The sequence below is a fragment of the Flavobacterium kochi genome (assembly GCF_048286715.1).
Lineage (GTDB): Bacteria > Bacteroidota > Bacteroidia > Flavobacteriales > Flavobacteriaceae > Flavobacterium.
In genome coordinates this window covers 107,835-124,271 of record NZ_JBLVPW010000014.1, presented here as the reverse complement: position 1 = coordinate 124,271, position 16,437 = coordinate 107,835, and the positions used below count along the sequence as shown (strand labels likewise).

The 16,437-nt window shown below is 36.3% G+C and carries 14 protein-coding genes and 1 pseudogene; 12 read left to right on the top strand and 3 right to left on the bottom strand.

What is annotated here, in order from left to right; all coding sequences use genetic code 11:
* Positions 1 to 4: 4 nt before the first annotated feature.
* From ACNQGH_RS13735 to ACNQGH_RS13720, 4 genes are read left to right on the top strand one after another with little or no spacing between them, the layout of a single operon-like run.
* A complete protein-coding gene (locus ACNQGH_RS13735; RefSeq protein WP_417956581.1) occupies positions 5 to 223 on the top strand; it encodes a PRTRC system protein C in 219 nt (72 codons plus the stop codon).
* 17 nt (positions 224 to 240) lie between these two features.
* Positions 241 to 1,413: a hypothetical protein gene (locus ACNQGH_RS13730; protein WP_417956580.1), complete on the top strand. Its 1,173-nt coding sequence runs from the start codon at positions 241 to 243 to the stop codon at positions 1,411 to 1,413.
* Entirely contained in the window at positions 1,410 to 2,135 is a 726-nt protein-coding gene (locus ACNQGH_RS13725; RefSeq protein ID WP_417956579.1) for a PRTRC system protein B, read from the top strand. Before ACNQGH_RS13730 ends, ACNQGH_RS13725 begins: the two co-directional genes overlap by 4 nt.
* The gene (locus ACNQGH_RS13720) at positions 2,135 to 2,941 is read left to right on the top strand and encodes a PRTRC system ThiF family protein (protein ID WP_417956578.1); all 807 of its coding nucleotides are present in this window, start codon (positions 2,135 to 2,137) and stop codon (positions 2,939 to 2,941) included. Before ACNQGH_RS13725 ends, ACNQGH_RS13720 begins: the two co-directional genes overlap by 1 nt.
* 555 nt (positions 2,942 to 3,496) lie before the next feature.
* Here the strand turns inward: ACNQGH_RS13720 and ACNQGH_RS13715 are convergent.
* Genes ACNQGH_RS13715 through ACNQGH_RS13705 form a run of 3 tightly spaced genes read right to left on the bottom strand, consistent with a single transcriptional unit; the run spans position 3,497 to position 6,350 of the window.
* A complete protein-coding gene (locus tag ACNQGH_RS13715; protein WP_417956577.1) occupies positions 3,497 to 4,720 on the bottom strand; it encodes a hypothetical protein in 1,224 nt (407 codons plus the stop codon).
* The gene (locus tag ACNQGH_RS13710) at positions 4,717 to 5,157 is read right to left on the bottom strand and encodes a QcrA and Rieske domain-containing protein (protein ID WP_417956576.1); all 441 of its coding nucleotides are present in this window, start codon (positions 5,155 to 5,157) and stop codon (positions 4,717 to 4,719) included. The genes ACNQGH_RS13715 and ACNQGH_RS13710 overlap by 4 nt, the downstream gene beginning before the upstream one ends.
* 2 nt (positions 5,158 to 5,159) lie before the next feature.
* A complete protein-coding gene (locus ACNQGH_RS13705; protein ID WP_417956575.1) occupies positions 5,160 to 6,350 on the bottom strand; it encodes a di-heme oxidoredictase family protein in 1,191 nt (396 codons plus the stop codon).
* An 86-nt stretch (positions 6,351 to 6,436) separates the two neighbouring features.
* Here ACNQGH_RS13705 and ACNQGH_RS13700 point away from each other — a divergent pair, with 86 nt between their 5' ends.
* From ACNQGH_RS13700 to ACNQGH_RS13665, 8 genes and pseudogenes are all read left to right on the top strand, one after another.
* Positions 6,437 to 6,781 carry a DUF6660 family protein gene (locus tag ACNQGH_RS13700; RefSeq protein ID WP_417956574.1) on the top strand — a complete coding sequence of 115 codons (345 nt, stop codon included), beginning with the start codon at positions 6,437 to 6,439 and terminating at the stop codon, positions 6,779 to 6,781.
* Between the two features lie 306 nt (positions 6,782 to 7,087).
* Entirely contained in the window at positions 7,088 to 7,405 is a 318-nt protein-coding gene (locus tag ACNQGH_RS13695) for a DUF6660 family protein (protein ID WP_417956573.1), read from the top strand.
* Positions 7,406 to 7,551: 146 nt separating this feature from the next.
* Complete coding sequence (locus tag ACNQGH_RS13690; RefSeq protein WP_417956572.1) at positions 7,552 to 11,862, top strand: CusA/CzcA family heavy metal efflux RND transporter; 4,311 nt, start codon at positions 7,552 to 7,554, stop codon at positions 11,860 to 11,862.
* 9 nt (positions 11,863 to 11,871) lie between these two features.
* Entirely contained in the window at positions 11,872 to 13,125 is a 1,254-nt protein-coding gene (locus tag ACNQGH_RS13685; RefSeq protein ID WP_417956571.1) for an efflux RND transporter periplasmic adaptor subunit, read from the top strand.
* A gap of 12 nt (positions 13,126 to 13,137) precedes the next feature.
* Positions 13,138 to 13,869 carry a ZIP family metal transporter gene (locus tag ACNQGH_RS13680; protein ID WP_417956570.1) on the top strand — a complete coding sequence of 244 codons (732 nt, stop codon included), beginning with the start codon at positions 13,138 to 13,140 and terminating at the stop codon, positions 13,867 to 13,869.
* 24 nt (positions 13,870 to 13,893) lie between these two features.
* A complete protein-coding gene (locus ACNQGH_RS13675) occupies positions 13,894 to 15,936 on the top strand; it encodes a heavy metal translocating P-type ATPase (protein WP_417956569.1) in 2,043 nt (680 codons plus the stop codon).
* Between the two features lie 14 nt (positions 15,937 to 15,950).
* The gene (locus ACNQGH_RS13670) at positions 15,951 to 16,253 is read left to right on the top strand and encodes a hypothetical protein (protein ID WP_417956568.1); all 303 of its coding nucleotides are present in this window, start codon (positions 15,951 to 15,953) and stop codon (positions 16,251 to 16,253) included.
* A pseudogene (locus ACNQGH_RS13665) lies at positions 16,254 to 16,367 on the top strand (cadmium transporter); the annotation flags it as partial.
* Positions 16,368 to 16,437 lie beyond the last annotated feature (70 nt).

Genomic DNA, 16,437 nt, shown 5'->3' with positions numbered 1-16,437 from the left:
AATCATGTTATTAGCAACGCAATTGGAACGAGTGTTTGTACTCAAAGATAAGGGGCAGGATATTATACTGACCGACCCCGAACCACGTTGGAGTGTGGAAGCGGTATTGAATTTCTATGCCAATAGTTACCCCATTTTGACTACCGCCAAAATATCTGTACCCGCCATCAGGGACGATGCGGTCGAATACCGATTTGAGAGCGTAATGGGTACTAAAGGTTAAACTTAAATTTTAAAGCGATGAATTATGCACAAACACATTATATCGGGAACAATCAGCTCACCCGAACAAAAAAGACAAAGGCAATTGTACCAACAGCTCAGCGAGTTCTCGAATTGGATGCAAAAACCAAAAGATGCAAACGAGATTCAGAAAGACAAACGCAAATCAGTACCAACGCAAATGTTGCCAATGGTTTTTTAAAGACTTCTTTCCTGCCTAAACTCAAAGAAATGAAAACGGTACAGGCTTGTGAGAAAACAGCAAAAACGCAGAGGGATTTTTATAAGTCCCTTTCCAAACTTGCCGAGCATTACAAGATAGAACCAATTCAGACGAGCCAATTTGACTATCCCTACAATTTGGCATTGGCTACATGGGATATGGAGGAAAAGCTAAAGCAACGTGTTTTAAACTGGCAGGAAATACGTTTGCTACAGGACAGTAAGAAAACCTATTTTATCAGCGAGGAAAAATACAGCACAGGTACAACCCTGTATTACATTCCGATTGAACCGCTTTATCAGATGCTACACGACCCTAAGCGAAAAAAAAATGCACAACTGCTTATTTCCGTCTGCTCTTACCTGTACCATATTGCGGATATTCCCTATTACAGACGGGAAGACAGCTATCTGTATTGGATGTACGAAATGCACAAGGAATGGGCGGAACAGGATGATGAAACAGACGAAGCAGAAATGTATCAACTTGAATTTAGCAAAGCGGAATTGATTGGGGATTGTATAGAACAAAAGATTTTTAACCGTATCAATCTACAGGTATTTGAACAGCGATTAAATTCTTTTATGAGCCGTGATACCTTCGACCACGATTGTCGGCAGGCGGCTTGTACTGCCTTTGCTTTATACACAGAGTACCCACAGGAAAGCATTTTCCGAAACGCACCCATAAAGGATGACCCCGACAATGAAGAGGACGAAAGCGAAACCATTGGCATGGAAAAGTACATTTCCTTTATATCGAACACCAAAGGATGGCTGTACGAGAGCATTACCGACAGCATCAACAACGAGTTTAACGAGTACGGAGCAATGCAGGAACCTACCATTCGCAAATGCTTTGACGCAAATGAGGTAATGAATACCAGTCTTGATTTTGAGAACAGATTATTTGCCCTTTTGGACGATATGTGCTGTCTATTGTATAACTATGAAACGACAAGAAAATGAACAACACAAACGATATAACCGCAAGTTTTGGAACATTGTACCACCCAAAATCCGCTTTGGTTTTCTATGAAGCCAAAGGAACGGATAACGATGTATATGTGGAGCATTTTGATATGGACAAAAACGGCAACCCCATTAATGCCCATCCACTCACAGAAAGGGAAGCAAAAGTATTGGCAAAGGCATTGCATACCGAAAAGGACAAGGATAAAGCTTTTTTAAAATCCAACGGGATTTTGCCGACCAACATTCTACAGATCAATCCCAATACCGATAAAGGTGCGGTATTATGGTACACCAAGACGCAAAGGCGACAACTGTATTTTATAAGCGGTTTGGACATTCCGAGCGGGATGGCGTATGTGCCTCCTATGGTTTGGTATGCCAGTAAAAACAGCCTTTCGGTATTTGCACTCACAAGTGACAGAAGACCGACAGAAAAAACGCTTTTGTATTTCGCGCCTTTTTTCAACATCTATGAAGATGGCAGAGTGTGCATGGGTTCTGTCAATATCAACATCAAAAACTCCGCTTCGGTAGAGGAATTTACAGGGGCTTGGGAAGACTATTTTTTCAACAGCTATTTCAGCCATTTATTGGGGCAAAACAGTCCGATAATAGGCAATTGTGTAAATCTTTGGAAAGACCTTATCCAAACAGGGAAACCTTTTCCCAAAGAAATATTGAAAAAGAATAACAAAACACTTAAAAATCTATTGTGATGAATACAGAGAAAACAAAAATACATTTTATGGACAATTACCTGATAAGTCCGACAAATCCCATTACCGTAAACCTAATCGGTGCGGGTGGTACAGGCTCAAAAGTATTGACTGCCTTAATGGAAATGAACCACAGTTTGATTGAACTCGGACACGCAGGGTTATCCGTCCGCCTTTGGGATGATGATATTGTAACGAGTGCCAATTTGGGCAGACAGCGTTTTGCAGAATGTGAAACAGGATTGTACAAATCTGTTGCCCTTGTAAACCGTGCAAACCGTTTTATGGGAACGAATTGGAAAGCGGAAACAGTTAAATTCGAAAAAGATGCTTTGGGAAGATTGCCCAAAAGTGTAGAAGCCACTCTTTATATTTCCTGTGTAGACAGCGTACAGGCTCGATTTGATATTGCGGATATTTTGAACCTGCAAAACAACCGCAGACATCATAGAGACGCACCAAAATACTGGCTGGACTTTGGGAACAGCCAGCATACAGGACAGGTTATACTATCCACTATCGGAGAGATAAAGCAACCCAACTCCGAGAAATATGAAACGGTAGCAAGCCTGCCATTTGTAACTGATGAATTTGGAGAATTATTAAAGCAGTCCGAACAACAGGACGACACGCCCAGTTGCTCATTAGCGGAAGCATTGGAAAAACAGGATTTGTTTATTAATTCGGCACTGGCTCAAATGGGATGCTCCCTTTTATGGAGCTTGTTCCGCTATGGAATGACCCAGTACAGGGGGTTTTTCCTTAATCTGAAAGATTTCCGTTCACAGTCCATTCCAGTCGCCTGACCCGAAAAATCGGGCGGCAAAAAGACAGACCCTTCCGATGGTCGGGACAGTCTTTTTGCATTTAAGCGGTGCAACCACTTTGCCAAAAATATATGCCGATCCATAAACTCCTCTCTTATATTTTACCAAAGAGGTTGTGAAGTTTTCGTTAGGGATACATATCCCTAATAAATAAATTCTGAGGACTTCTTTTCTTTATCCTGTCTGGCGACCAAAGAAAAGAAGCAAAAGAAGGTCGCTTTGGACTTATCCAATTTTATTACTTTCTTTCGTGAGTACATCGAAAAAGAAAGTAACAAAGAAACCTCCTGTTATGCTCAATCCTATTTTAATAATCAATAAAAGATTACAAATTAAATAATTTTTCAAGTTCAAAATTTTGCATTTGATAAGCATTGCAAAAATGAATAGATGTTTGTGAAGTATGAAATAGAAATAAGTTATTAATTAATCCTGATTCTGTTCCTACTTTCTCTTCGCTAAAAAAATCCAAAATGGTGCCAAAACCTCACAGAATCCCATATTAGATTATTACAGTAAAAAATGTACTAATTTCTAAAAATAAGTCGAAATCCCAATGTTAAACCCAGCAGTAGTTGCAGGAGGGTTTCCTAAAATATCGGTTTGTTTTTGAAAACGATAATTTAACCTAAAAACAGTTTGCGATGTAGGACGAAAACTTACCGCAGGCATTACACTCCAAATGTCCTCTCCTATATTTCCGCCTGTTTCGTTAAATGTTCCCACGTTCCAATCTACATATTCCAATCTACAGGCAATGTTTAATTGCGCTTTTTCCCATCCTAAAATGTTTTTTTTAAGAACTGGTTGAACGATATCCATAAAGCCACCAAACTGTTTGTTTCCAAATTGTTGTCCATAGGTGCCTGGGACATCTACTTTGACCCATGCCAATTCGGAGGTTATAAAAGTTTTGATTTTAGGAAGGGTGGTATTAAAATCTAAAGCAAAAACGTTAACACGTCGCTTCGTATCTATAATTACTCCGTCATCCTGATATTTGTTGTAAACGCCCCCCATATAGGATAGTCCCAATTCACCAATTTTGCTGTTACGAATAGCAATTTTACCTGTAAATAAAGGCAATCCGCTGTTTATTTCTTCAAAGCGTTCCGGATTATTTTTTGATGCGGGTAGAAAGGTTTTGTTTTCGGTATTTTCAATTATCGAATTATCGAAACTTCCTGAAAAATAAGCTTCGTATCCAATCATCCAATTATTTGAGTATTTTTTTCCAAAAAGCCCGACTCCTGCATTGCTGAAAGTCCCTGGTAACATTTGTGTTGCCGAAATGGGTCTGTCTGTAAATTCCCATTTTGGTCCGTCGTGATTTTGATTAAAAGAACCAATCGGGTTTACGATTATTCCTCCTCTAAAATTAACTAAAGGATGAAATTCGACATCGACAGAGGCGAATTCTACGGCAATTTCTTTTCCGCCGTCTTCAAATTCAATTTCGCTTAAAAATTTCACGCGTTTGCTGATTGCCGATGACATGAATATAGATAATCTTCTGGCTTGAAATTGATGTCCTTCGGAAACGCCATCCGTAGAAAGATGTTGCCAGTTGGCTTCAAGATAACCGCCAATTGCAATTGGAGTTTTATTTATACTCATCGATGGACGATTGTAAACAGCATCCATATTCAGCGCCTGTTTTGTACTGTCTTTTTGGGTTCTTTTTAGTAAACTGGGGTCTATTTGCGCATAGAAATTTAAGGAAAACAAAAATGTTATATAGAGGAATTTTAATCTCATTTTAGTGATATTTTAAGAGTACTGTTATCTATTTTAATTGGAAAATTTCGTAAATTTCTGTCTGCTGGGCCGTTTTCTACATTTCCTTTGTTGCTAAATTCACTTCCATGTGCCGAGCATTGTATTTTATCTCCAAAAACCTGTAATTCGGTTCCTTGATGAGTACATTGCATTAACAAAGCACTATAATTATTGGCATCAAATCGATAAACACAAATAGGATATTTTAGTTTCTCGTTTTGAATGATGATGTATTTTTTATATTGGATTGTCCCATTATCTTTGATTTCAAAATCTGTTAATGGAACTAAAATATCGGAACCGTTTATGTCTTTTGCCAAAACTTGAGAAGAACCACAGCTTTGCAGCAAAGAAGCACCCGTCAATCCTCCCAAACAACCAAAACCGCATGTTTTTAGAAACTCTTTTCTGTTCATGATTATAAAGATTTTATAAATTTAAGCAATGCCTCTTTGTCTGTTTGTGAAAGATTTTGATAGCTTATTTTACTATTGTTTGCTTCGCCGCCATGCATTAAAATAGCTTCTTCAATATTTTTGGCTCTTCCATCATGCATTAGAAAATAGTTTCCGCCTTGCGCGTTTTCGGAAAGTCCTATTCCCCATAAGGCTGGTGTTTTCCATTCGGATGCTTTCGCATTCCCTTCGGTATAATTGTCGTTTAATCCACTTCCCATATCGTGTAATAATAAATCGGTATATGGCGAAAATGTTTTGTAAGAAAGCGCGCTTATTGGAGAATAACCAGTCTTTAATTCCGATTTATGACAACCTGTGCAATTAATTTGTTTAAAAAGTTGCTTTCCTTTATTTACAACTTCATCATTTTGATTGCGCTGTACAGGTGCTTTTAGAGTTTGTAAGTAAAAAACAACGTCGTTTACCGTGCTGGTGGAAACTTCAGGATCAATTTCCAAATGCGTATAGGCATCAATTGGCCTGAATATAGAGGTGATTCCCATATCCTGATTGTAGGCATTTGCAGTTTGGTGCAATAAACTATGTGCGGCCGCTTTTTTACCATAACGACCAATGTATTTTCCGTTTTGAGATATTGCATCTGATGACGGAATTACAAAATCAGGAATATCAATCCAGTTAGGAACACCGGATATTCCATCGCCATTAACGTCATTAGGATCTGCCATTGCCAGGATAGTCGCATCAGTTACAAATTGTAAAAAACCCAAACCAGTATTTGCGGGTGGTGTAAATTTAGCAGAAGTGGCTCCAAATGGAATTTGTTCGGGCAAAAAACCAGGCAATGATCTGTTTTGCAATTGAGGCCCGCCCAAATGCAGATAGGTGTTTCCTGTTTCGTCCATTTGTCCAAAACGGGTCAGTGTCGTAAACGGATGTCCTTTCCCATCACCGGCATGACAACTGACGCAACTTGTGGCAACAAAAGTAGGGCCAAGCCCTGTTTCTCGAGTGAAAACCTGACTGAATGCGGCGTCTCCTTTTAGAAAACGTGCGGACTCTTCGTGCGAAAGTCCTTCTACAGGTCCGTCCAAGACTTGATCATTGGCTGGAATAGCAGTATAGTCTGGTTCGCAAGAGGAAAAAGCTATAAATGAAAGGAATACAGGAATTAGAGATTTGTTTTTCATTTGTGCAAATTAAATTTTAGACAAAACTAAATAAATATTTTGAAATATGTAAAATAAATTTAAAAAATATCTAAACCTCAAATTTTATGTGTTTTATTACTACATTTACACCATTGAAATCGATAAACACCATATTATCCATTGTTTTTCTAATCCTTTCCTGTATGCCCTGTGCAGATGCGGAACCAATTGCATCGTACAGTAAAGTCACAATCAGCAATCAATCAAGCCAACACCACGATAATGATGCCTGTTCTTCTTTGTGCATTTGTAGCTGTTGTGGTTGCCAAGGTTTCGCTTACAATACCATTTACGTTTATAATTTATTTTCTGTCAAAACTCTAATTGACAAAAAAGTACCTGAATACAAATCAATTCTTACTTCCAATTTCTTCGGAAGTATTTGGCAACCGCCTCAAATTATTGTTTAATTTTTTATCGATTAAAAGAAGACAATTCTAGTAGAGTTAGTCATGAAATTTTCTTTATTTTAAATTAATTACAGTTTATTGATGCAATAATGGCAAAACCAAAAAACAAAAAACAGAATAACCCAAAACCTCAATCCAAAACTAAATCTAAAAAACCAATAACAGCTTACACTGTTATTCGTGCCATAATAATAACTCTCGTTTGCTTGATCTTGCTATTGGGAATAGCTGCAAGGATTTGGCATTACTATAATAATCATTTCAAATAAATAATAAATTAAAAATAAAAACCTTATTTTTACAGTCTTGAAACTTACAAACACCATATTATCAATTATCTTTCTGATACTATCCTGTATGCCTTGCGCAGACAAGGAGCAAATTGGTTCATTTGAAAAAGTTACTGTTAACAATAGTTCAAAACAACACAACGATAAAGATGCTTGTTCGCCTTTGTGTGTTTGTAACTGTTGTGGATGCCAAGGTTTCGCTTACAATACTATTTATGCTTATAATCTCTTTTCTGTTAAAACGATAATTGACAAAAAAGTACCTGAATACAAATCTATTTTAACTTCCAATTTCTACGGAAGTATTTGGCAACCGCCTCAAATTACTGCGTAATTTTTTTTGATTAATGTTTAAATGAATAACGATTAATGACTTGTGCATTAATCAGACTATTGTTTTTCATTAATCACTTTACAGTATTTGAAATATTCAAGTGCTGTGATTTATAAATCAATATTAAACAGTAATAATTTTCAATAGTGTTAGAAAAAATCATTCATTTTAGTATCAATAATAAATTCATCATTGGTTTGATGACTTTATTTCTCATCATTTGGGGAGTTTGGAGTGCTTCCAAATTACCCATCGATGCCGTACCGGATATTACAAACAATCAGGTGCAAATTATTACGCTTTGCCCCACTTTAGCAGGCCAAGAAGTAGAACAATTAGTGACTTTTCCAATAGAGCAAAGCATAGCAAATCTTCCCGATTTAGAAGAAACCCGAAGCATTTCTCGCTTTGGTTTGTCGGTAATTACAGTAGTTTTTGATGATGATGTAAATATTTATTTTGCACGTCAATTAATCAGTGAACGACTTAAAGAGGCTATTAGCCAAATACCGCAAGGCATTGGAACACCCGAATTAGGTCCCGTAAGTACAGGACTTGGCGAAGTGTATCAATATATTTTACATCCAAAAAAAGGAAGTGAAAAAAAATATTCCGCAATGGATTTGCGTTCGATGCAAGATTGGATAGTAGCAAGACAACTTAACGGAACTCCAGGAATTGCAGAAATAAATAGTTTTGGTGGAAAACTAAAACAATATGAAGTTGGAGTAAACCCGAATCGCTTAAAAGCAATGGGAGTAACTATTCCTGACATTTTCAACGCTTTAGAAAAAAACAATCAAAATACGGGTGGTGCATACATTGACAAAAAACCAAGTGCCTATTTTATACGTGGAGTTGGATTAGTCACTTCCTTGGAAGATGTAAAAAACATCGTGGTAAAAAGCAATCCTAACAGCGTTCCTATTTTTATAAAAGATGTTGCCGAAGTACAATTTGGAAGTGCTGTTCGCTATGGCGCAATGACCTATAACGGAAAAGTAGACGCAGTTGGCGGTATTGTGATGATGCTAAAAGGTGCAAACAGCAATGAAGTGGTACAGAGGATAAAAGACAAAATGATTATCATACAAAAATCATTGCCAGATGATGTCATTGTAGAACCTTTCATAGACCGAAGTACATTTGTAAATCGAGCTATTTCCACTGTAGAAAAAAACTTAATCGAAGGAGCATTAATTGTAATATTTGTATTGGTTTTATTTCTCGGAAATTTACGTGCAGGGCTTATTGTTGCTTCTGCAATACCACTTTCAATGCTTTTTGCATTGGGATTGATGAAAATTTTTGGAGTAAGTGCAAATCTAATGAGTTTGGGAGCAATTGATTTTGGTTTAATTGTAGATGGTGCCGTAATTATTGTGGAAGCATCCTTATATTTCTTGGAGCATAACAAAAGTAAAGTGAGACTTACCCAGCCTCAAATGGATCACGCTGTGGAATATAGTGCTAAAAAAATGATGAGTAGTGCCGCCTTTGGGCAAATCATCATTATGATAGTGTATTTTCCTATTTTATCATTAGTAGGAATTGAAGGAAAAATGTTTGGCCCAATGGCAAAAACGGTTTCGTTTGCAATCATAGGTGCAATGATACTATCACTAACCTATATCCCTATGATGAGTGCCTTATTTTTACCTAAACACATAAGCCATAAAAAAACATTTTCTGATAAAATGATGGCTTTTCTGTATAAAAAATACGAACCTCTTTTAGTAAAAGTTATAGATATAAAATACAAAGTTGTTGGTATTACTGTTGCTTTGTTATTAGTTACCTTTTTTGTTTTCAGTAAAATGGGAGGCGAGTTTATCCCAAATTTAGCTGAGGGAGATTATGCATTTGAATTTAAAATGCCTCTCGAAACTTCTTTAACTCAAAGTATCGAAACTTCAATGCAAGCCTCAAGAATTGTCAAGCAATTTGAAGAAGTAAAAATTGTAGTAGGAAAAACTGGTTCTGGAGAAGTGCCTACTGACCCAATGCCTCCCGGAGCAACAGATTTAATGATTATTCTGAAACCACAAGACGAATGGAAATCTGGAAGATCCTATGATGAACTGGGTGATGCATTAGAAGAAAAATTAAGTGTGATACCGGGCGTGTTTGTCGAAAAAAGCCAACCCATTCAAATGCGTTTCAATGAACTAATGACGGGAATTAAACAAGATGTTGCCATAAAAATATTTGGAGAAAACTTGGATAGTCTTTCTGTATACGCCAAAAAAGTGGAAAATGTGATTGTAAATGTAAAAGGGGTTTCATCACCCCAAGTGGAACAAGTCGATGGTTTACCGCAAATTAATATCGAATACGACCGTTTACGTATTGCAAATTATGGATTAAATGTTGAGGACATCAACAGTATTGTAAGTACCGCTTTTGCAGGAAAAGCTGCAGGTGTAGTTTACGAAAACGAACGAAAATTCGATTTAGTGGTACGTTTAGACAGTACGTCAAGAAGAAGTATCGACGATGTAAATAATCTATTGATACCAACACCTACAGGCAATCAAATACCGTTATCACAAGTGGCAAAAATAGATTTCAAACTTGGTCCGGCACAAATAAGTCGTGAAGCAGGAAAACGCAGAATTGTAATTGGTTTTAATATCCAAGATAGAGATGTACAAAGTGTGGTTAAAGAAATTCAGGATAAGTTGGCTACGAAAGTAAAGTTACCATCGGGTTATTATTTTACTTATGGTGGAACTTTTGAAAATCTGCAAAAAGCATCCAATCGTTTGATGATTGCTGTACCAATATCGTTACTGCTTATTTTTATGCTTTTATATTTTACGTTTAGTTCTATGAAACAAGCCAGTTTAATATTTTCAGCAATTCCAATGAGTGCCATTGGTGGCGTGTTCGCTTTGCTAATTCGAGGAATGCCTTTTAGTATTTCCGCAGGTATTGGTTTTATCGCATTGTTTGGTGTAGCCGTATTAAACGGAATTGTATTAGTGGGCACATTCAACCAACTCGAAAAGGAAGGTTGGGATGATGTCATAAAACGAGTAATTGAAGGGACAAAAATCAGACTACGCCCAGTATTAATGACGGCTACCGTTGCCTCTTTAGGCTTTTTACCAATGGCATTGTCACACAGTGCGGGTGCCGAAGTACAAAAACCATTAGCAACCGTAGTTATTGGCGGACTAATCACAGCCACATTCTTAACCTTATTTGTATTGCCTTTGCTTTACATCATATTCAACACAAAAATTAAATTGAAAAGAAAATCAATTACTACCGTTCTTATTATTGGACTATTATTTTCATCAAATATTGGTCAGGCGCAATCCCGAAAAACCATTGATGAAGTGTTGAATTTGGGTTTAAAAGACAATTTGCAATACAACATCAATCAATCTCAAATCTCAAAAAATCAGCTTTTGATAAAGGCAAACAAGGAATTTCCCAAAACGGGCATCTTTGTGGAAAATGAAGATTTGCGACCTTCGGATAAAACGGGTATTTGGAAAATAGGTTTACAACAAAGTTTCTATATGCCACAGGTAAATCAAGCCAAGAAAAATTACTATCGGGAGCAAACCAAATATTATGAATTCAACAAAGAAGTAATCAATACTGAATTGAAGAAAAATATTCGTTCGGTATATTATAAATTATGGTATTTACAAGATAAAACGGCTTTGTATCAGCGATTAGACAGTATTTATATTGGATTGCTAAAAACTACAATTGTAAAAGTAAAAACCGGTGAAAGTGCAGGTATCGAAAAAATTTCGGCAAACGTAAAGTTGAAAGAAATTGAAACCAACATCACCCAACTTCAAAAAGAAATGGTAATGCAACAACAGGCATTAATGCAATTATTGAATAGTTCAGAAGCCATTTTGCCCCTTTCTAAATCGTTGGAAAAGTTAGAATATGGTTTACAAAATGCAACAGAAAACCATCCGAATCTTCTTTTATTACAGCAAAATGTAGCTATAGCCAATAGTGAAATTGCAATACAAAAAAGCAATCGCTTACCAGAATTTTCGGGTCGGTTTTTTTCGCAAAAATTATATGGTGTAGATGACCCATTTAGCGGTTTTTCATTCTCAACTTCATTCCCAATATTTGGAAGCGGTGCCAATAGAAACAAAATAAAAGCAGCCAAAACAGAGAAAGAAGTGCAAGAACAACAATTGCAATACCAAACGCAAATACTGAAATCTTCTTTAGCGCAGCGTCAAACCGAAGTCGAAAAAAGTGTTTCGGGTTTACAATTTTATGAAACTTCGGGTTTGCAACAAGCCGAAGAAATTATAAAAGCCGCTAATCAATCCTATCGAGCAGGAGAAATAAGTTATGCCGATTTTTCATTGTATTTAAGCCAAGCTATCGAAATACGAAAAAATTATTTAGACAACCTAAATGCGTACAACCAAGCGATTATTGAATACAATTATTTCACAAACAAATAAATTAAAAAAATGAAATCTTTAAAAATAAAATATAAAAATTGCCTATTTCTAATTGTCCTTTGCCTATTTCTAATTTCCTGCGGTAATAAAGAGAACAAACCCCAAGAGGAGGAACAAAAAGTAGTAAAAGAAGAAGCAGAACCAACAATTGCTTCGCTCACAGCCGAACAAATAAAAACGGTTGATGTTCAATACGGAACAATCGAGCAAAAACAGTTAACGGCAATACTCAAGGCAAATGGTGCTTTGCGGGTTCCTAATAATAACAAGGCCAATGCAACTTCACTGTATGGTGGCGTTATCAAAACCATCAATGTACAGTTAGGAGATTTTGTAAAAAAAGGACAAGTAATTGCTACAATCGCCAATCCACAATTCATACAATTGCAAGAAGAATATTTGAGTATCGCCAGTAAAATAATCTTTGCAGAACAAGAAGTAGCAAGACAAAAAGAGCTCAACGAAGGCAATGCAGGCGCATTGAAAAATTACCAAAGTGCCAATGCGGAACTAAAATCAATGCGAACTCGAAGAGCCTCTTTACAGCAACAAATTCAAATGATGGGTATCAATCCAAATAGTTTAAACAACAGTAATTTGCGTTCGGCATTGTCAGTGACAAGTCCTATAAGTGGTAGTATAAGCAATGTATTTGCAAAAATTGGAAGTTATGTTGATGTCTCTTCACCAGTTGCTGAAATTGTGGACAACTCACAATTACATTTAGATTTGAATATATTCGAAAAAGATTTGCCAATGCTAAAAGTGGGACAAATTATTCATTTTAGAATAACCAATAATTCAGGCCAAGACTATAATGCAAAAGTGTATTCAATAGGTGCTTCTTTTGAAAGTGACAGTAAGTCAATACCAGTTCACGCGACAGTTCAAGGCAATAAATCGGGACTAATTGATGGAATGAATATAACCGCAATTGTAAGTTTAAATGATGTTACTACTAATGCAGTCCCAACAGATGCCATAGTAAGTGCAGATGGCAAAGACTATATTTTTGTTGTTACCAATAAACAAGCCGAAGAAGAAAAACCGGAAGAAGGTGAAGTGGAGAAAGAAACGGAAACAAAAGATAAAGAACAAGAAGCTAAAAAAACCAATTACGAAAAAATTGAAGTGGTAAAAGGCGTTTCCAATATGGGCTATACCGCAATCACGTTAGTAAAAGACATTCCAACCAATGCCAAAATTGTAACAAAAGGAGCCTTCTTTGTAAACGCAAAACTGACGAATAAAGGAGAAGAATAATAAAAATGCAATATGACAGCAATTTCAGATGTTTATTTATATGCCTTAATACCTGTAATCTCTATCCTTTTGGGTGGAGTTACAGGGTTATTCAAAAATCCAAGTGGCGCTTTCAAAAGTTCCGTTCTTCATTTTGCAGGTGGTGTAGTTTTTTCGGTAGTTGCTGTAGAATTATTACCCGATATTGTCAAATACCACAAACCTATTGAAGTTGCTATTGGCTTCGGATTAGGAATATTTACTATGTTATTAGTAAAATATTTCGCAGAAAAATTTGAAGCAAAACAAGAAGGTAAAATGACTAAAAATGCTTTACCAATGGGTCTATTAATTGCATTGGGCGTCGATTTAGCAATTGATGGTTTACTTTTAGGAGTAGGTTTTGCCGCAGGAAATACCGAAGGAATTTTATTGTCAGTAGCATTGGCATTAGAAACCTTTTCCTTGGGTTTAGCAGTAGTTTTGGCGTGTAAGGATTATCATTTTACAAAACAAAAAAACATATTAATTCTATTTATTTTAGGTTTAATATTTTTCGTTGGAGCTATTTTAGGAATTACTTTGTTGTCACATTTATCGCAAGAATGGTTAGAATTGGTTTTATCATTTGGTTTAGCCGCATTATTATTTCTTGTAACCGAAGAATTGCTTATAGAAGCCCACGAGGAAAAAGAAACCTTGTTACAAACTGCAATGTTTTTTGTAGGGTTTCTAATATTTTTATTAATTGGAATGGTAGCATAATATAAATTTAAAAATAAAATAACAATGATAAATACAGACCCAAAACACAAACATACTTTTGACGCTCAAGGCAAACAGCTTTGTTGCACACTCGAAGAAAAAATAAATCGTAAAACCGACAATCAAACAGGATGTTGTTCAACTCACAATGAACCCGAAAACCATTCTGATGATGACGAACACGACCACGACCATTCCGGCGGAGAACAAACTATATTTCAAATGTTCTTGCCGGCAATCATAAGTTTTTCATTATTGATTATTGCAATTGGTTTTGATAATTATTTTGCACAAACTTGGTTCATTGGTTGGCTACGCATAGCTTGGTATATCGTTGCCTATATTCCAGTAGGTTTACCGGTTCTAAAAGAAGCGTTTGAAAGCATCCGCAAAGGTGAAATATTCTCCGAGTTTTTATTAATGAGTATTGCCACAATCGGAGCATTTGGCATTGGTGTATATCCCGAAGGTGTTGCCGTTATGCTGTTTTACGGCATTGGCGAAATATTCCAAACATTAGCAGTGCAAAGGGCCAAATCAAATATTAAAGCATTATTAGACCAAAGGCCAGATACTGCAACTATAATGGAGGGTAAAAATGCTATTTCTAAAAAAGCATCTGAAATCACAATTGGGGAAATTATTCAATTACGACCAGGAGAAAAATTAGCGTTAGATGGAAAATTGCTTTCTGATACAGCCTCGTTCAACACCGCAGCACTAACAGGAGAAAGTAAACCCGATACCAAGCAAAAAGGTGAAACTGTTCTTGCAGGAATGATTAACCTTAATACCGTTGTTTTGGTTGAGGTAACTACCGCTTACTCCGATAGTAAATTATCTAAAATCCTTGAAATGGTGCAGGAAGCAACCGCCAAAAAAGCGCCAACCGAGTTATTCATAAGAAAATTTGCCAAAATCTATACGCCATTAGTTGTGTTTCTGGCAATTGGAATTTGTTTGCTTCCAATACTATTTGTTGATAATTATGTGTTCAACGATTGGTTGTACAGGGCTTTAATTTTCTTGGTGATTTCTTGTCCTTGTGCGTTGGTTATCTCTATCCCATTAGGTTATTTTGGTGGTATTGGCGCAGCGAGTAAAAACGGAATTTTGTTCAAAGGTTCTAATTTTCTTGATATAATGGCTTCCATTCAAGTGGTGATTATGGACAAAACAGGAACATTGACCAAAGGTGTTTTTAAAGTTCAAAAAGTAGTTGCCGTAGGTATTCCGGAAGCAGATTTAGTAAAATTTACAGCAGCACTCGAAACTAAATCCACACATCCGGTTGGAACTGCTATTATCGAATATGCAAAAGGTTCAGAAAAAAACGCAACTGTTACTGATGTAGAAGAAATTGCAGGACACGGACTAAAAGGAAAAGTGGACGGAAACGAAATCTTGGCAGGAAATGTAAAACTGATGAAGAAATTCAATATCAGTTATGATGCAGAAATTGACAACACACCTTTTACAATTATAGTTATTGCAATCGATCAAAAATATGCCGGCTATTTTCTAATTGCTGACGAGATTAAAGAAGATGCAAAAGAAGCCATACAAAGTTTACACAAGTTAAATATCAAAACCGTAATGCTTTCAGGCGATAAACAAGCAGTAGTTTCAGCAATTGCCAAAGAATTAAACATTGACCAGGCTTTTGGAGATTTGTTACCCGAAAACAAAATCCAAAAAGTTGAAGAACTTAAAAAGCAAAACCTAAGAATTGCCTTTGTGGGTGATGGGGTAAACGATGCGCCGGTTGTAGCCCTTGCCAATGCAGGAATTGCAATGGGTGGCTTAGGGAGCGATGCCACTATCGAAACTGCCGATATCGTAATTCAAAACGACCAACCCACAAAAATTTTTACAGCCATAAATATTGGTAAAAAGACCAAACAAATTGTTTATCAGAACATAGGCTTGGCATTTGCAGTAAAAGCCATTGTTTTGGTTCTTGGTGCAGGAGGTTTAGCCACTATGTGGGAAGCCGTTTTTGCCGATGTCGGAGTTGCTTTATTGGCGATTTTAAACGCAGTTAGAATACAACGAATGAAGTTTTAGATAAAATAAAGTTTATGGGAATAGAATTAGAATTAATAATACTATTGATTATACAGACAATTGGTAGTTCGTTTTTTGCAAAATTTGAAATAGAAACACCTATCCTAAAAAAAGTATTCAAATGGCTGGCGATTGATGCTGTTACCATTGGTTTATACTATTTAATAAACCATTATGCAATTCTGTTTCCAGTAATAATGATTGCAATAGGCTCAATTGTACATTTCAGAATTTGCAAAAAAAATGGAATTGACCCGTTCTTAGCTACGCCAAGAAAAAAATATTACAAATTAAGAGGATGGAAATGGAAAGAATAGCTAATTTTTGGTGTAGGAAGTTTAGCCACAATGTGGGAAGCTGTTTTTGCCGATGTTGGTGTAGCACTATTGGCAATTTTGAACACGGTTAGAATACAACGAATGAAGTTTTAAAAATCGATAAAAATTATAGCTTTGGATAAATACTCTTTCCTGCTTAAATAACTCTATTTAAGCAGGAAAT

Excerpts from the sequence above, each read along its gene's own strand:
- ACNQGH_RS13680 (WP_417956570.1), top strand. The coding sequence starts at position 13,138 with ATGACAGCAATTTCAGATGTTTATTTATATGCCTTAATACCTGTAATC.
- ACNQGH_RS13675 (WP_417956569.1), top strand. The coding sequence starts at position 13,894 with ATGATAAATACAGACCCAAAACACAAACATACTTTTGACGCTCAAGGC.
- ACNQGH_RS13720 (WP_417956578.1), top strand. The coding sequence starts at position 2,135 with ATGAATACAGAGAAAACAAAAATACATTTTATGGACAATTACCTGATA.
- ACNQGH_RS13725 (WP_417956579.1), top strand. The coding sequence starts at position 1,410 with ATGAACAACACAAACGATATAACCGCAAGTTTTGGAACATTGTACCAC.
- ACNQGH_RS13735 (WP_417956581.1), top strand. The coding sequence starts at position 5 with ATGTTATTAGCAACGCAATTGGAACGAGTGTTTGTACTCAAAGATAAG.
- ACNQGH_RS13670 (WP_417956568.1), top strand. The coding sequence starts at position 15,951 with ATGGGAATAGAATTAGAATTAATAATACTATTGATTATACAGACAATT.
- ACNQGH_RS13705 (WP_417956575.1), bottom strand. The coding sequence starts at position 6,350 with ATGAAAAACAAATCTCTAATTCCTGTATTCCTTTCATTTATAGCTTTT.
- ACNQGH_RS13715 (WP_417956577.1), bottom strand. The coding sequence starts at position 4,720 with ATGAGATTAAAATTCCTCTATATAACATTTTTGTTTTCCTTAAATTTC.
- ACNQGH_RS13685 (WP_417956571.1), top strand. The coding sequence starts at position 11,872 with ATGAAATCTTTAAAAATAAAATATAAAAATTGCCTATTTCTAATTGTC.
- ACNQGH_RS13710 (WP_417956576.1), bottom strand. The coding sequence starts at position 5,157 with ATGAACAGAAAAGAGTTTCTAAAAACATGCGGTTTTGGTTGTTTGGGA.
- ACNQGH_RS13730 (WP_417956580.1), top strand. The coding sequence starts at position 241 with ATGAATTATGCACAAACACATTATATCGGGAACAATCAGCTCACCCGA.
- ACNQGH_RS13700 (WP_417956574.1), top strand. The coding sequence starts at position 6,437 with ATGTGTTTTATTACTACATTTACACCATTGAAATCGATAAACACCATA.